Raw genomic sequence first — 16,180 nt, 5'->3', positions numbered from 1 at the left:
ATTAATTGGCTGTAACTTCTATGAATGTAAGACGACAAATATTATAGAACGGGGGTGGAGTGCTTTGAATGACTCCGTGTTCCATCGACTATACGATGCATATCACCAAGACGTGTTTCAGTTTTTAATATATTTAGTAAAAAACCGTACACTTGCCGAAGATTTAGCACATGAAGTTTATGTACGAGTGTTGCGCTCGTACGATCAATTTGCAGGGAATAGTAGTGAGAAAACTTGGCTATTTGCTATTGCCAAAAATGTAGCGATTGATCATTTTAGAAAGCAAGCTGTACGCCAAAAGCATTCACATGATTTCTTTGACTGGGAAACGGAACAGCTCCATTCAACCACACCATCACCGGAAGATATGCTACAGGCCAGTGATGAATTTATGCAGGTAGAATCAGCACTTGAAAACTGTACAGGCGACCAAAAAATGGTCATTATTATGCGCTATTTTCAGGACTTATCAATTGCAGAAACAGCGCAAATACTAGATTGGACAGAAGCTAAGGTAAAAACCACCCAGCATCGAGCCATTAAATTTTTAAGGCAACAGCTACAGCCGATTAGAGAACAGGAGGCGAAACGGCAATGACGCATAAGCCATTTGATGATGAACAGCTTGAACATGTATTGAACAATGCCCCTAAGCTTTCTGACCGCCGTTCAAAAGAAGAAATATTAAATCGGTTAATGGCAGATGCTCGCTTGCAGGATAATAGTCACCTTCAAGAAGCGATACAACAACCTATAGAGAATGAAGAAGCACAACAAGAAAGTAAACCTTTGATTCAAGATGAACAACCATCACGATTTAAGTTCCGAAAAATGTCGATTTTTACGAGTATAGCAGCTGTTTTCGCGTTAACGGTGCTCGTTGGCTCCATGGTCATGAATAATAACACTAGCCAAAAAGATCTAGCTAGTACACCGGAAACGGCTAATTACTCTACATTACAGGAAGATCGTTCTGCTAAAGAGGCCGCTACCCAGGATGAGGCACTTCAATCCAGTATTGTAGCGGAGCATGAGCGTATGTTATCTTTACGGTCATCAGTCTATGAGGAAGATGTGAAAGATGCTGTCGTTTTTCGTATTGGTTTGGCAGGACGTGATGCAGAAAGTGTACCAATGACATATGTGATACCAAATGAGCGTGTAGCAACTGATTTTGGGACGCAAAAACCTTCTACTTTACAGATGTATGAGAAATATGCTCCTCAAATTGATGAAGAAGCCAAAGGGTTTACGGATTATCATCCTTTTAAGGGTGAACTGAAGGAGAAAGATGACAAGCTTGTCCACGTTTTACCAAAGGACAATAACTATGATGTTGCTTCAGCTACCGTTAATGAATACAAAGGTACTTTAGAGGATACATTCTCGGATTCTGAATATACGGAAGTTGAGATTCAAAATGAAGATGGCACACCTTATGAGTTTTCTCAAGAGGGTGAGCCAAGCCAAGCCATGTCATTAACAAACGCCAAACATTTTAATTATTATTTATACCAAGATGGTAATGGGGCAGAATATCTATCACCAGATTTCCGTCAAACATTTGCTAATGTTACAGAGGCACTTACATTAATGAAAAACAAAAATGATGATGTTTATGTAACAGTTGTTCCTGAAAATGTGACATACACGGTGAAAGAGGAAGCAGAAGGTGTAGTCGTTACATTCGATATCCCTTTAGATTTAGCATCGATGGAGCCAATTCGCGCTACCCAACTGATTGAGGCCATGATGTTAACTGCTGCTAGCTTTGACCAACAATTACGCTTAGATAATGTGGTCCAAGAAAGCTGGGAAGGGTTCGATTTAAAAACGTATTTGCCAAAGCCTGTGGGGCCAAATAAACAATATATGCCTTAGTCAAAATCAAAAATGGAGCATTCCTGTAACATGGAATGCTCCATTTTTACAATACATACAAATCTAATCGGATTTTTTTTAAGCAGAACTATTTACTTTTTCTTGATAATTAATTATAGTAAGGTTGTAGTATAAAATAATATGATTCATCTTCGGGGCAGGGTGAAAATCCCGACCGGCGGTAATAGAGTGGTGAACCGTTAATGTTTTTCATTAACTCGAATGGTTTATGCTTCGCTCTTCAGCCCGCGACCTGTGCAAATTTATTTGCATGGCTGACTTGGTGTGATTCCAAGGCCGACAGTTAAAGTCTGGATGGGAGAAGATGGAGGTACGATCGTCATTCATTGTTATGAAATGAACTATGACCGAGCGCTTTTTTTGTATGACTTTTTAAACAGTGCTTAAAAAATAGTTTATGTTGACGCTTATTCGTCATGCCTTTCTCCCTTGTGCTTTTCATGCATAAGGGTTTTTTCATGCTAACAATTGAAAGATCGTCACCTTTCTTCTTGCGAGATTGAATCAGCAAAGAGGAGAGAGTTTTCTATGAAGAAAAATGTTAAACTTCAATCGTTTATTACGATTGGCATGCTGAGCAGTATTTCGTTTTTATTAATGCTTTTTAATTTCCCAATTCCACCATTCCCAGCATTTTTGGAAGTCGACTTTAGTGATATGCCAGCATTAATAGCAGCCATCACTATGGGGCCTGTGGCTGGTATTTTAGTAGAATTATTTAAAAATGTATTGGATTGGATTTTCTCGGGAACGCCAACAGGTGTGCCAGTAGGTCATATTGCCAACTTTGCAACAGGTATTTTATTTATTTTACCAGTAAGCCTTATTTTTAATCGCTTTAAAACAATTGCTGGTCTTGTTGGAGGTTTAGCGACTGGAACAGTTGTAATGGCAGTAGGCATGAGTATTTTAAACTACGCAGTATTTTTACCGATGTACACATACTTCTTAGGTATGGAGCCTGTTGTAGGTGATTCGCTTTATAAAATGATCATCGCTGGGATTTTACCATTTAACATTGTAAAAGGTATTTTATTAACGGCTATTATGGCGTTTTTATTTACAACAATGCGCAAATGGATCGACCGCCAGCGTTCTATCTATATAACAAAATAATTTTTACTAACCTCGGGTAAACATACCTGAGGTTTTTTGTTGGAAGGATTGAAGGATAGGGGAAAGGTCTGACGGATAATTTACTAAAAGTGAAGGATAGAAAGGCCAAACTAACGGATAATTATAGAAAAAAGTAATGGGATAAACTAGCTACCTAGTCCTTTATAATTACAACCTAGTCGAAAGCTATATTTTCATGTAAAATAGAGAAGAGTTTAGAATGTTTGAGGAGTTTGAAGAGATGAGTGGAAAAAAAGGACAGTGGTCTAGTAAATTAGGTTTTATTTTAGCATCAGCTGGTGCGGCGATCGGACTAGGGGCAATTTGGAAACTTCCCTATGTAACAGGACAAAGTGGTGGAGGAGCATTTTTCCTTATCTTTGTGTTATTTACCTTGTTAATAGGACTACCGATGTTATTGTCCGAGTATGTTTTAGGACGTGGTACACAATCCGAGGCTGTAACAGCGTATAAAAAAATTGCTCCAACTAAGCCAGGCTGGGCTTGGATTGGTCGAATGGGCGTGCTAGGCTGTTTTTTATTATTAACTTTTTATAGCGTAGTTGGAGGTTGGATCTTTATTTATAGCGGGCTAGGTGTAGCTGGCGCGGTAATTGATCCAGCAGTAGATCCAGCTGAACTATTTGGAAAAATTATAGGTACGCCTTGGATTACGCTTGTTGGACTAGTGTTGTTTACATTAGCCAACGTACTTGTGATTTCATTAGGTGTACAAAATGGAATTGAAAAGGCCAATAAATGGATGATGCCGTTACTCTTCATAATGTTCATTGTCCTTGTTGTGCGTGCAGTTACATTAGATGGGGCAATGGAAGGGGTAAAATTCTTCTTATGGCCTGATTTCTCGAATATTACAGGTAAAGCATTATTAGAAGCCCTAGGACAATCGTTCTTTGGGTTAGCAGTAGGCTTTTCTTGTCTAGTTACATATAGCTCTTATTTAAAAAAGGATGTCAGTCTTCCGAATTCAGCGGGTTCTGTAGTGTTGTTAACCGTGCTTGTTTCATTTTTAGCAGGTTTAGCGATTTTCCCTGTGGTGTTCGCCTTTGATTTAGAGCCAGCAGCGGGTCCGGGTTTGCTATTTATGGTGCTGCCAACAGCTTTTAGTCAAATGCCATTTGGTGAAGTGTTTTTAGCCATGTTTTTATTGCTATTTTTATTTGCTACATTAACGTCATCATTTAGTTTATATGAGATTATCGTCGCGGCATTTATGGAGCATAGTCAGAAATCCCGACCGATGTGGACGCTTTTACTTGGTATAGTCGTATTTATTGCAGCTATTCCAGCAGCACTTTCTTCGAGTGTATTATCGGATATAATGATTTTTGAGAAAAGTATCTTTGATGCAACCGATTTTTTAGTGTCGAATATCATGCTTCCATTAGGGAATTTATTCATTGCTATTTTTATTGCCTATGTAGTGGATAAAGAATTTGTGAAGAGAGAATTGCTAACGGGTAGTCAAATGGGGCAAGGCTATTATTCTACATATCGTATGTTAATGTTAGTTGTTGTACCGATTATTATTCTCGTTGTGTTTGTTAATATGCTACTGCAGTATTAAAGAAAAACAAAACAGTCAATTGAAAGGTAGAAATGGATATCTGTTGCTTGGCTACTTGCTTTCCTATCTAACCAAAAAAATCTAATCTATTTAGCAAAGGTTTTCAAATAAAATGAAGGTGTTCATTACTCTTTATGTAGAGGTGCTGTCAATCACCACTTCTCCACATTGAAATCGCTATGCTAATATGAAAAAATGGTTGATTGGAGTGGAGCCAGGGGTCAAAGATGAGACCCTGGAGCGAATGGAAGTGAGTAAAGCGGCTCATCTGTGACGCTGGCGGAACGGAAATACCTTTCACCTTGCAAAGTTGCTTTTTCTGCCGTGGACATCTTCTTTTTTTAAACATGAAAAGGTGTATTCCGTCTAATAGGAATACACCTTTTTATTATGGTTACAAAGATTAATAATCGTTAAGTGATAGCTCACCTAGCCAATCTTCTTTAATAATCTTCCTTGCTTGTTCTTCGCTTTTGGCAATAGGGAATACTTTATCAACCTGTGAAATAGCGAATAAGTTGCGAATGAAATCATCGACGACAATAATGGCGATTTTCTTATCTTTTACAGACACTTTCTTAGCAAAATTAACGATCATACCGAATCCAGTACTATCAATATTTGTTACCTTTTGCATATCGATAATGTATCCATGCTTTGTGTCTAAGCTAAGTGTTTGAAGCTCTGACTTTATTTCTTCAATCATCCCGTATTCTAAATCGCCTGTAAACGCAATTACAATATAATCAGCCTTTGTGTCAATATTCATTGCAATTTTCTTCTGATTCATCCTATAGCGCCTCCATTATTCTTTTCTTGTTTGGGGATTTATTCAAACTTAAATTTATTCACTTCATTTTGTAAATTATCAGCAATTGATGATAACTCATCTGAGCTTTGTGTAATTTCTGCAACAGTCGCATATTGCTCTTCTGAGGTTGCTGCAATCTCCTCTGTAGCTGCGGCAGCGTCCTCAATGATACGAGAAATATCTTGAATTGCTTGTTGTACGCTTAAAGAGTTGTCGTTAACATGTGTAAATGCAACTTTCATTTGTTCGACGCCTTCCTCAGTTTCGACAACTTTCTCTACGATTTCCTTAAGGGCACTTCCACCTTTATTGATGATCGTAACCTGCTCCTCGACAGCCAGTAAATTGCTTTCCATCGTTCGTACGGTTACAGATGTTTCAGCCTGGATATCATTAATAAGATTTGTAATTTGTCCTGCTGCTAAACTTGACTGCTCTGCAAGTTGACGAACCTCTGATGCAACGACAGCAAAGCCTTTTCCTTGATCACCTGCTCGTGCTGCCTCAATGGCTGCATTGAGTGCTAACAGATTCGTTTGTTCTGCGATCCCAGTGATAACGGTAATAATACCACCAATTTCTTCAGAGCGCTTGCCTAATTTTTGGATAGAATCAGTTGCATAAGACACAGTTTTTGTAACATCACTTAGATGCATAATCGCTTCATTGATGGCTTCTTCTCCTTTACGTGCGATATGAGTGGATTCGATAGCGCTATTTAAAGTGATTTCAGCCTTTTGTAAGCTCTTTGATACTTCTTCAATCGTTTTTTGCATCATTGAAACTATTCGTTCAGCCTGATCAGATTGAGTGGTAGTACCAACGGCGATTTCATTCATTGTTAGTGCAATCTGATTAGATGCTTCACTTGTTTGATGTGATGATTCTGCCAAAGTGTGTGACGACTTTGCAATTTGGTGTGCACTACCAGCTACAATCTTTATCGTCTCTGTTAAATGATTTTTCATACTACTAAATGCGCGTGCTAATTCAGCGATTTCATCTTTGCCTTTAGGGTTTAACAGTTTAACATTTAAATTTAGTTCTGCTAATTCCTTGGCATTGGTACTTAAAATGTTAATAGGATTTACAATTTGCTTTTGTAAGAACCAACTAATTCCTCCGATCATTACAATGGCAATCACTAAGGAAATAGCTACATTCTCCAGTGCTGATTTTGTTGCAATGCTTATATAAGGAGCGGTAGGGACAGCGGTTGCCCATACACCGATCACCTCGCCTTGACTATTTACGATAGGATCATAGGCTGCTTGATGCAAACTTCCTAAGACATTTGCAGAACCGATAAAGCGCTTTTTTTCTCCGAGCACAACAGTTGCAACCTCGTCAGAAACCTTTGTATTTAAAGCACGCTCACCATTATCCACTATATTGGTACTGATACGAGTATCGTTTTGAAAGATGGATACAGCATTCCCGTTTGTAAGTTCTCCAACTTTATCAGCCACCTCAAAGTTTTCTACCATATTGATATCGCCTTTATAGAGCTGATTGTTTTTTATGGACCATTCTCCAGGGTATTTAGCATCTAAATATTCATAGCTCAATTGTATATCTGATAAAAGCTTTGTATCAGCACTTTCTAATAGATTGTTCTTGGCAACAAAAAAATTGACGCCTGCTAAAAGGGAAGTAAGTAAAATAATACAACCAAATATAAGCAGATTCATTTTCTTTCGTATAGATAACTTCATTAAAACGCCCCCAATTTTACGTTTACTTTATAGATGAAACTTTTTGGAAATACCTACTAAAAATTTTGTTTCAGAAATATTTTCGAACCAAATATGGTCTACCATATTTTTGACAAAAAATAAACCGCGTCCACGATCAGCATAATCAAGTTTGTCTAAATCGAATTGAAGAACTTTGTCCCAGTCCTTTTCGTCAATACCTTTTGCTTCGTCAGTGACTGTTATTTTTATTTCTTCGTTTGATTGAGTTACATGTATTTGAATTTCCTTTTGAGTGGGTATATTAATTTTCCCCATAGCCTCTACGGCATTGATGACTAATTCATGAACAACAAATCTTATTTCTCGTTTATAAGGTAGATTATATAAATTTGTATAATTCTCCATAATTTGATCAATAAAGGCTATAGCTTGTGTATCAGGATTTACATTGAGTGTGAATTCCATCTTCAATCACCTACCCTTTAATGTAATTGTTATTGAAACGACTGTGATGTCATCGCTGTAATCATTGTCAATTAAATTGTATTTTTGAGAAAATTTTTGTAGTGCATAGCTATTATCCTGTGAAGCATAAGCGTAGAAAAAGTCCATATCAATTGAATTTTGCTCGTTCAATGTTAATAATCCATCTGTATAAAGAATAATACGGTGCCAGCCTGATAAAGGTATTGTTTTTTTATTTATTTGAATAGTAGGGAATAGTCCGAGGATAGGTGTATTCGCTGGGAGGAAGACTGTTTCTCCATATTTTCCAAATAAAAAACCAGAAGGGTGAGCCGCATTCACATAGTGCAATGTTCCATTTTTCGTATCTAGAAGTATGTAAATCGCCGTCATTAAAAAACGGTCCATATCTTCATCAGAAAATAGCTCGTATATTTGGCGGTTAAGTTCTTGGATTACTGCTACTGGATCAATTAACTTAGTAATCATTCCTTTTAATAATGATCTAATGGACATCGTAACGAGTGATGCAGCTATGCCATGCCCCATTGCATCGTACAGAAGAATGGCGGTTAAATGGTCATTAATCTTAAACCAACAGTACATGTCACCTCCTAGTGTATTAGATGTTACATAAAGACCATCAATCTGTATTTGCTCAAGATTTAATGGAGGAGATAGTGCGTTCTTTTGGAATTTTTTTGCAACGAATAAATCTTTTTGAATCATACTTTCTTGCTGCTTTCGAAGCGTGGCTTCCTTCTGATATTTTAAGGCTACTTGAATTCGAGTTTTAAAATGAGTAAAATCAAACGGCTTTAAAATAAAGTCGAAAATACCTGCTTCAAACACCCTATCGATTGTTATGTTTTTTTCGTAGGTAGTGGATAGAAGGATAGGGACATCTATCCAATTTTTAAGTACATGAATGTGCTGACAAATTTCCTCGCAATTGCTGAGTGTCATTTTAGTGTCGAGGACGATTAATTCCAGCTCATCTTTCAAAGATGAATCTACTAAATAATTCATTGCTGCTTCCGTTGTTGAAAAGCAATGAATATTTGGGATGCTGATACGATGAAAATATTTCTGCAGACGTAGCACATCATTACTTACGCTGCCAATAATTAATACTGACATGCCTACTAAATTCACCGCCTTATGTATCTATAACTAAATATTTCCTGGAAGCCAACATAATGATTTCTAACCATAATTATATACTCCGTATTTACTTATAATATGAATAAATGAAAATTCTAATTTGCTATAAATTTACCAATAAATATCGCATTATACAAGGCTTTTGTGATATAAAGTAAAACTTAATCAATAGGATTTTTGACATCTAGGTTCTTGGATAGGGTTCACGGGTTAACTTTTTAACGATGCTCTTGATATATCTGCATTTGATGCATGAGGAAGTAGAGAATGCTTCGTCTCTAGTCATGATACTTGACTGTACATTTTTAGAGTGACGAAGGATTTTGTAAGACTAAAGGCCTTTTGTAGAAAGTATTAATTTTGCCCTTCTTTTAAGGTGAAAGATCGCTATTGGAGATGGAAATGTGGTAAGAAAAATTAATCTAAAAAAGGGATTAATATATTCGATAAAATGTATGTTATAAAACATTACATACATATTGCTTGTTATTCAATTTTAATGTATTTTTAGATCAGTCATAAAAAAAAGTATGTTAATTAAATTTACATTGGAGTGGTGAAAAATGAAACATTATACCAAAGAAGATATTATACGTCGAGTGAAGGAAGAAAATGTGAAATTTATTCGCCTACAGTTTACAGATATATTAGGGACAATCAAAAATGTGGAAGTGCCTGTCAGTCAATTAGAAAAAGCGCTAGATAATAAAGTTATGTTTGACGGCTCTTCAATCGAAGGTTTTGTGCGTATTGAAGAATCGGATATGTATTTAAAGCCTGATTTCAATACCTTCGTGATTTTTCCTTGGACTGCTGAAAAGGGGAAAGTGGCTCGCTTTATCTGTGATATTGCAAGACCAGATGGTACACCGTTTGAAGGAGATCCACGCTCCAATTTAAAACGAGTATTGAAGGAAATGGAGGAGCTAGGCTTTACTTCGTTTAATTTAGGGCCAGAGCCTGAATTTTTCCTATTCAAGTTGGATGAAAAGGGGCGTCCGACACTGGAATTAAATGATAGTGGGGGCTATTTTGATTTAGCGCCAACTGATTTGGGAGAGAACTGTCGTCGTGATATTGTTTTAGAGCTAGAGGGAATGGGCTTCGAAATTGAAGCGTCTCATCATGAAGTAGCACCAGGCCAGCATGAAATCGACTTTAAGTATGCGAGTGCTATTGAGGCATGTGACAATATCCAAACATTTAAACTAGTTGTAAAAACCATTGCTGCACAGCATGGCCTCCACGCAACATTTATGCCAAAGCCACTATTTGGGGTCAATGGGTCAGGAATGCATTTTAATCTCTCGTTATTTGAAGGTGATAAAAATGCCTTCTACGATGAACATGCAGACTTGCAATTAAGTGCAACCGCACGTAGCTTTATGGCAGGAATCATGAAGCATGTGCATGGCTTTACGGCTATCACAAATCCACTTGTCAATTCCTATAAACGTTTAGTACCTGGCTATGAAGCCCCTTGCTATGTAGCTTGGTCTGCTCAAAACCGCTCACCATTAATTCGTATTCCAGCAGCTCGTGGACTATCTACACGAATTGAATTGCGTTCAGTGGATCCAGCAGCAAACCCTTATTTAGCAATGACTGTTATTCTAGCATCTGGGCTGGATGGTATACGAAAAGATTTAACGCCACCAGCTGCAGTAGACCGTAACATTTATAAAATGACAGCAGCGGATCGGGAGTTGAATGGGATTGATAGTTTACCATCCTCATTAGAATTTGCGTTAATCGAATTAGAGATGGATGCCATTGTTCGTGATGCACTGGGTGACCATATTTACGATAAATTCACAGCTGCGAAAGAGATTGAATGGAATAAATATCGCACACGTGTCCATAACTGGGAACGTGAGGAGTATTTAACGATGTACTAAAGGTTGGGGCTGTTTTAGCTCCAACTTTTTTATGTGACATGTACTTCTTTTTGCTCTATCATAAGATTAAAGGAGTGTGGACAATGACACAGATAACTCAAGTTGTGACAATTCAAAACAATGATATTGTGCAATTTGAACTTGATATTAACCGAGCTTTAGTAGATTTAAAAGGCTTTTTCATACTTGATATCAAATACAATACGCTCTTTATTGGAGAGCAGACGGTCATCCATTCTGCTTTAATTATTTATCAGCAAAGCGATTACACCATTTAACAAGAGGGGTCATGTCGATGAGACGTGACTTTTTTTAATAAAAGATAAACTCGAGTGTTGGGGGAGGTTAAAGGTATTCGGGTAACTTCCTCCTTTGATTTTTATGCAATGTCATAAATGAATTCATCTGGATTAACCAGGACCGTTTCAAAATAATGAACCTCCACAACTTCATTATGTCTATAATAATTTCTTTAATAATCTTAATGAGATTGCCTGTTTCTTCATAAACCCTACCGAATGTAGCGTGTCTCAAAGTCTTCTACTGCCTCTTTACCACCTGATGGATCTGCCCGTATTTTTGCTTCATCCTTATTTCCTTGTAAAACCATTAATAATTGATTATCTTTCGTTTAAGCAAAAAGCAGCAACATCTTGCCGTTTGACCAAGAAAAAACCTCCATTTCATTTCTGTATATAATAAACTTATCTTTTTTTAATGTTGGTTAAGCAAAGGAGGGATAATAAAATACGGTTAGGTCTTCCTAATTCTTAATTCAATTGATTTTGTTAAATCTGTCCTGAAAAATTGGTCAGAGTTTAATGTATTTCAATAGAAAATTTAAAGAAAATTCTTTCTATTTAGCCTGTCCAAAGTTAGCATAAAAAGACAGGTTAAGCAGCCATATCTATTTTATGATGGAATCAAGGAGTGAGAGCAATGAGTTGGATTGAGTCGATTCAAAAGGCCATTAATTATATGGAGGATCATTTATTAGAGGATATTACGATTGAACAGATTGCACAGGAGGTTAATTCATCTGTCTTTCATTTTCAGCGAACATTTGCCATTTTGACAGATATGTCTATTGCAGATTATCTACGGCGAAGAAGATTAACATTAGCTGCACAAGAATTGCTGGGTACTGAACAAAAAATAATCGATCTCGCCTACAAATACGGCTATGAAACTCCTGAAGCCTTTACTAAAGCGTTTCGTAAACAACACCATGTAACGCCTAGTGAAGCAAGAAAGAAGCAAGGACCATTACAATCATATAATCGCCTGGTCATACAGGTAAGCTTGAAGGGAGCAGAACCAATGAAGTATAAAATTATTGAAAAAGACAAGTTTCAAATTGTCGGTGTAAAAAGAACATACAACTGTCAAAATGGGGAGAACACAACGGAAATACCTCTATTTTGGCAAGAGGTCAACCAAAGTGGCTTTGATCATCAGCTATACCAATTAAATAATGGCACGGTCAATGGCGTATTAGGTGTTTGTGTACCAAATACAGAACAGGGACAAAAGGGCTTCATTGATTATTGGATTGCTACTGACCATGTAGGAGAAGTAGGAGAAGATCTCTTAACAATGGAAGTACCTGCATCTAAATGGGTTATCTTTGAAGTACATGGACCTATGCCTGATGCAATGCAAAATACATGGAAACAAATTTATTCAGAGTGGTTCCCATCCAACCCATATGAACCAGCAGGAACAGCGGAGTTGGAGGTTTATCCTGAAGAGGATGCTTATAGCCCTGATTCGTATTCAGAAATTTGGATTCCAATTAAATAACAAGAAAGCCAAGGGTGCAATAGTGCATCCTTGGCTTTTATTATTCTACTGAAAAAATTCACCCTTTTTTTAGCTTTGTTAAAGATGTAAAATATATGTATGTTTAAAATAAACGGTTTAGCGGCGTTTATTAATCGTTACATAATTTCATAAGGGGGCTAATAAATGATGAGAGGTACGATTCAAAACAAACGTGTGGAAATTTCACAAGAGGACGCACAGCAATACTTAAAGTTGGGAAAAGTGGCACATGTCGCAACAGTTGATGAGGAAGGTTTTCCTTATGTTATTCCGTTTGTCTATGTATATGAAGGGGAGGACAAACTATACTTGCATATTGGTAATCTTCGAGAAAGTCACTTTTGGTCAAATATCAAACAAAATCCTAAAATTTGTATAGAAGTTTGCGATATGGGTGATTTACATCCAGGCAAAAAATATGCCTGTCAATCCGCACTAGTTTATCAAAGTGTGGTTCTGTTTGGACATATCGAAAGAATTGAAGAGGAATCAAAAAAAGTATGGTTCTTTGATGCGCTACTGGATAAGTATGGAAATCCTGAATGGACATTTGAAAGAGAGGGCTATCCGATTATGCCGAAAATCGAACTATTTGAAGTAAAAATAGAAAAGCTGACAGGGAAAATAAATCACGGCATGTATCATTAATCAAAAAGGCTAAGTATTGGTTGAATTCTACCATGCTTAGCCTTTTCTTCTTATGATTTTGTTAAAGTGTAAAGTTGTAGAGTATCTTCAGTATTGTGCTTCTCTTGGTAAATGAAGTTCAATTTTTTTAAAACCTTGATTGAATTGATGTTGGCAGCATCAACTTCTGCCACAATTGTTTCCATTTTTAAGTGCTCAAAGGCATAATCAATTAAAGCAGTTATAGCTTCTGTTGCATAGCCTTTTCCCCAATATTCCTTGCCCAAATCATAGCCAATCTCTGTTAGAGCATTGTCATAATCAAGCATATTAAAGCCACATGACCCAATTATATGATTGGATGCCTTTTCAAAAATAGAGAAGCGGATTGCCTTGTATTGTTTAGCTAATTGTTCTAGAAGTTCAATCATTTCCAGAGCCTGCTCTTCTTGTGTAAACTGATTAATATTCATATACTTGGTTACATCAGGATCAGACCAAATGGCTAATAAACTTTTAGCATCAGCTTTCCCCATTTTTCGTAACCGTAATCTTTCCGTGTCGATATTTTCAATCAATACTTTTACCTCCAAAATTATGATGATGTTGGATGAAAAATATTGCTATCTGCGCATAATTCAGTCCCTTCATATGGATATAAGTTTATTATAATAGAAAGGATACATACTGCAAAATACTGGAGGAAATCGCATGATAAAAGTCTCGGAAGAACGATATCCTATCATTAAACAATTTATTTCAAGAGCCCCGACATTTGTTTATAGTATACTAGATCGAATGATAGAAGGAGCTGTCTATTCCGATACAGCTGCTTTTCAAACATTATTATTCCATACGAAATCAGGGATATACTATGTATATGGCGATGAAGGTAAGAGTTCGATTGATTATCAGCTTACCGATTGTTTTCAACAGGCTATAGAACAACAGAAAAGGTTTACCTTATTTTCTTATTCTGAACAGTGGAATACTAAAATCGAACAATTGTTAAATAATCAGCTGAGAAAGCGAGAACGCTATACATTTACATTTGATGAAAATATTTATAATCATAGAGAGAAGCATGGGAAACGTGAATACGAAGTCAAATCTATTACTGAACCCCTGATTAAAAATTCACTGGAATTTGATCAGACATATTATGAGGAATATTGGGATTCTACCTCTAATTTCTTCAAAAATGGCTTTGGCTTTTGTTTCGTACATAAAGAACAAATCATTAGTGAAGCGGTCTCTATATTTAAGTCAAATGACTATGCAGAAATTGATATTATAACAGATCCAAACTATAGAGGACAAGGATTAGCAAGTAGCATTGCAGAAGCCTTTATAGATCATTGTCTAGTCAACCAGCTAAAGCCTTGTTGGGATTGTGATATTTCAAATACAGGCTCCATTCACCTAGGCACAAAGCTTGGTTTTACGACTCCGCAAAAATATGCTATCTATACAAAAAAGTAGCCCACGAGGTTATTATAAACATCGTGAGCTTTATGCGCTGTTAAAAGAAACGATTGCGTAATTCAAAAACTCGATAGAATAGTCTAGCGTCTCTAGCCATTTTATTTGGTGCGTTCATATGGGGACGGAGGCATTGTTGAAACAATTCATCACAGTATTTTGTTCTACCGTGTCGTTCATAGCATTCATCATGCAGTTTACAGCAAGCGTCCACTGCATTTGTAGGCATACCTGGTCCTGAGCAGCCAGGGCCACAGTATCGGTAGCCAGGATAACAAAAACCGAGCTTGCGATTTCTATTCATCTCCTTAACCTCTCTTTTCGATGTCTTTTCTATAAAATATGTAATATTTCATCATAGAAGAGGATAAAAAACTATAAGACTATTCTTTTTGATTTGTAAGGTTCCTGTAAGCTTAAAAATAATTAGTTGTAAGGATGGTGCGTTATGCTAGCTATAGCATAAAAGATAAGGAGTTTTTCAACATGAATCCATCCGTTACACAAAAAGAACGAATCATTTCCTTAGATATTATACGAGGATTAGCGTTATTTGGTATTTTATTTATTAATGTAGGTGCCTATCAGCTCTTAATGGAGGGTGCACCAATGCCTGATATGAGTGGAATCAATGGGGTGATTGATTCACTTATTGATATTTTTATAGAAAAGAAATTTTTCTCTATCTTTTCATTCCTATTTGGAGTTGGTTTTTATATTTTTGCTTCACGTGCAGAAGCGCGTGGGGATAGACCGAGATGGCGCTTTGCAAGACGCTTATTTGCTTTATTCGTTATTGGTATTATTCATATTTTTATTTTTTGGGGCTCTATCCTATCCATTTACGCAGTAATTGGTTTTTTATTGCTACCATTTTACTCTGCGAAGGTTTCAACCATTTCTAAATGGTTATTTACCATTATCACACTGCATATTCTGGCACTATTAGGACAAATGTATATGCCGTCTAATGCCGTTTCGTCAGCTATTTTTGGCTTTTTAGGCAATGATGCAGTAGCTATCTTTATTATGTTTTTAAGTGGATTTTTAGTAGCAAAAGCTGATTGGATTGGGCATATTGGAGCGCATAGTCAAAAAATAAAATGGTTGCTTTATAGTACTTTCCCATTCTTTATTGGATTCTCATTATGGATTTGGTTTGCTTCACAAGCAGATGACCAACAGCTCCAATCTATCATTGGCTTAGGGGTTGTTCCAACAACCTATTTTTACTTAAGTGGTTTGTTTATTCTATTAGAACATAAAACAATAGCGAAGCTACTTCAGCCAATTGGACGTGTGGGGCAAATGGCCTTTACAAATTATTTGGCGCAAAGCTTTATTGGAACAGCCATCATCTCATTCATGGGGCTAGAAGTAGTTTCACCATCAGATATTGTAGTGATAGCGAGTATTACGTTTATCATTCAAATAATTTTTAGCGTGATTTGGTTTAAGTTCTTTACAATAGGACCATTTGAAAAATTATGGCGCTATATGACTTATGGAAAAAAAGTCGTATCAAAACAATCATAAAACACTGTAAATCCCAAACAATCCTACTGTTTGGGATTTTTTCTGCTAAAATAAATTGTATGTTTTTGTA

Annotated in this window: 16 protein-coding genes and 1 riboswitch; of the genes, 10 read left to right on the top strand and 6 right to left on the bottom strand. The window is 36.6% G+C overall.

Annotated elements, in window-relative coordinates; translation table 11 throughout:
* The first annotated feature begins 64 nt into the window (after positions 1-64).
* From sigX to CD31_RS19170, 4 genes are all read left to right on the top strand, one after another.
* Positions 65-598: an RNA polymerase sigma factor SigX gene (gene sigX, locus CD31_RS19185; protein ID WP_009370717.1), complete on the top strand. Its 534-nt coding sequence runs from the start codon at positions 65-67 to the stop codon at positions 596-598.
* Positions 595-1,881 carry a hypothetical protein gene (locus CD31_RS19180; RefSeq protein ID WP_036080138.1) on the top strand — a complete coding sequence of 429 codons (1,287 nt, stop codon included), beginning with the start codon at positions 595-597 and terminating at the stop codon, positions 1,879-1,881. Before sigX ends, CD31_RS19180 begins: the two co-directional genes overlap by 4 nt.
* 144 nt (positions 1,882-2,025) lie before the next feature.
* A riboswitch (FMN riboswitch) is annotated at positions 2,026-2,212 on the top strand.
* 218 nt (positions 2,213-2,430) lie between these two features.
* Complete coding sequence (locus CD31_RS19175) at positions 2,431-3,018, top strand: ECF transporter S component (protein WP_036080135.1); 588 nt, start codon at positions 2,431-2,433, stop codon at positions 3,016-3,018.
* A 241-nt stretch (positions 3,019-3,259) separates the two neighbouring features.
* On the top strand, positions 3,260-4,606 hold the full coding sequence (locus CD31_RS19170) for a sodium-dependent transporter (RefSeq protein WP_036080548.1): 1,347 nt from the start codon (positions 3,260-3,262) through the stop codon (positions 4,604-4,606).
* 403 nt (positions 4,607-5,009) lie between these two features.
* Here CD31_RS19170 and CD31_RS19165 read toward each other — a convergent pair whose 3' ends face one another.
* Genes CD31_RS19165 through CD31_RS19150 form a run of 4 tightly spaced genes read right to left on the bottom strand, consistent with a single transcriptional unit; the run spans position 5,010 to position 8,719 of the window.
* Positions 5,010-5,396, bottom strand: a complete 387-nt coding sequence (locus tag CD31_RS19165) for an STAS domain-containing protein (RefSeq protein WP_016991824.1) — start codon at positions 5,394-5,396, stop codon at positions 5,010-5,012.
* 38 nt (positions 5,397-5,434) lie between these two features.
* Positions 5,435-7,132, bottom strand: a complete 1,698-nt coding sequence (locus tag CD31_RS19160) for a methyl-accepting chemotaxis protein (RefSeq protein ID WP_036080132.1) — start codon at positions 7,130-7,132, stop codon at positions 5,435-5,437.
* 27 nt (positions 7,133-7,159) lie between these two features.
* Positions 7,160-7,579, bottom strand: a complete 420-nt coding sequence (locus tag CD31_RS19155; RefSeq protein WP_036080129.1) for an ATP-binding protein — start codon at positions 7,577-7,579, stop codon at positions 7,160-7,162.
* A gap of 6 nt (positions 7,580-7,585) precedes the next feature.
* Complete coding sequence (locus CD31_RS19150; RefSeq protein WP_036080127.1) at positions 7,586-8,719, bottom strand: response regulator; 1,134 nt, start codon at positions 8,717-8,719, stop codon at positions 7,586-7,588.
* 587 nt (positions 8,720-9,306) lie between these two features.
* Here CD31_RS19150 and glnA point away from each other — a divergent pair.
* The 4 genes from glnA to CD31_RS19125 all read left to right on the top strand — a co-directional run bounded on the left by glnA (position 9,307) and on the right by CD31_RS19125 (position 13,113).
* Positions 9,307-10,641 carry a type I glutamate--ammonia ligase gene (gene glnA / locus CD31_RS19145; protein ID WP_036080124.1) on the top strand — a complete coding sequence of 445 codons (1,335 nt, stop codon included), beginning with the start codon at positions 9,307-9,309 and terminating at the stop codon, positions 10,639-10,641.
* 83 nt (positions 10,642-10,724) lie between these two features.
* The gene (locus CD31_RS19140) at positions 10,725-10,919 is read left to right on the top strand and encodes a hypothetical protein (RefSeq protein WP_016991830.1); all 195 of its coding nucleotides are present in this window, start codon (positions 10,725-10,727) and stop codon (positions 10,917-10,919) included.
* A 661-nt stretch (positions 10,920-11,580) separates the two neighbouring features.
* The gene (locus CD31_RS19130; RefSeq protein WP_036080121.1) at positions 11,581-12,444 is read left to right on the top strand and encodes an AraC family transcriptional regulator; all 864 of its coding nucleotides are present in this window, start codon (positions 11,581-11,583) and stop codon (positions 12,442-12,444) included.
* A 165-nt stretch (positions 12,445-12,609) separates the two neighbouring features.
* Complete coding sequence (locus tag CD31_RS19125) at positions 12,610-13,113, top strand: pyridoxamine 5'-phosphate oxidase family protein (RefSeq protein ID WP_244905009.1); 504 nt, start codon at positions 12,610-12,612, stop codon at positions 13,111-13,113.
* Between the two features lie 50 nt (positions 13,114-13,163).
* Here the strand turns inward: CD31_RS19125 and CD31_RS19120 are convergent, their stop codons facing one another.
* Entirely contained in the window at positions 13,164-13,670 is a 507-nt protein-coding gene (locus CD31_RS19120) for a GNAT family N-acetyltransferase (RefSeq protein WP_036080119.1), read from the bottom strand.
* Between the two features lie 133 nt (positions 13,671-13,803).
* Between CD31_RS19120 and CD31_RS19115 the strand changes: the two genes are divergently transcribed.
* Positions 13,804-14,574, top strand: coding sequence for a GNAT family N-acetyltransferase (locus CD31_RS19115; RefSeq protein WP_036080116.1), 771 nt, complete (start codon positions 13,804-13,806; stop codon positions 14,572-14,574).
* A 40-nt stretch (positions 14,575-14,614) separates the two neighbouring features.
* Here the strand turns inward: CD31_RS19115 and CD31_RS23095 are convergent, their stop codons facing one another.
* Complete coding sequence (locus CD31_RS23095; protein ID WP_081977523.1) at positions 14,615-14,878, bottom strand: Parvovirus coat protein VP1-like protein; 264 nt, start codon at positions 14,876-14,878, stop codon at positions 14,615-14,617.
* Positions 14,879-15,060: 182 nt separating this feature from the next.
* Between CD31_RS23095 and CD31_RS19110 the strand changes: the two genes are divergently transcribed.
* A complete protein-coding gene (locus tag CD31_RS19110) occupies positions 15,061-16,110 on the top strand; it encodes a DUF418 domain-containing protein (RefSeq protein ID WP_036080113.1) in 1,050 nt (349 codons plus the stop codon).
* Positions 16,111-16,180 lie beyond the last annotated feature (70 nt).

This window comes from Lysinibacillus boronitolerans JCM 21713 = 10a = NBRC 103108 (assembly GCF_000772935.1).
In the GTDB taxonomy this organism is placed as follows: domain Bacteria; phylum Bacillota; class Bacilli; order Bacillales_A; family Planococcaceae; genus Lysinibacillus; species Lysinibacillus boronitolerans.
Note: the sequence above shows the minus strand (reverse complement) of the source record. Positions and strands in the feature narration are given on the sequence as shown.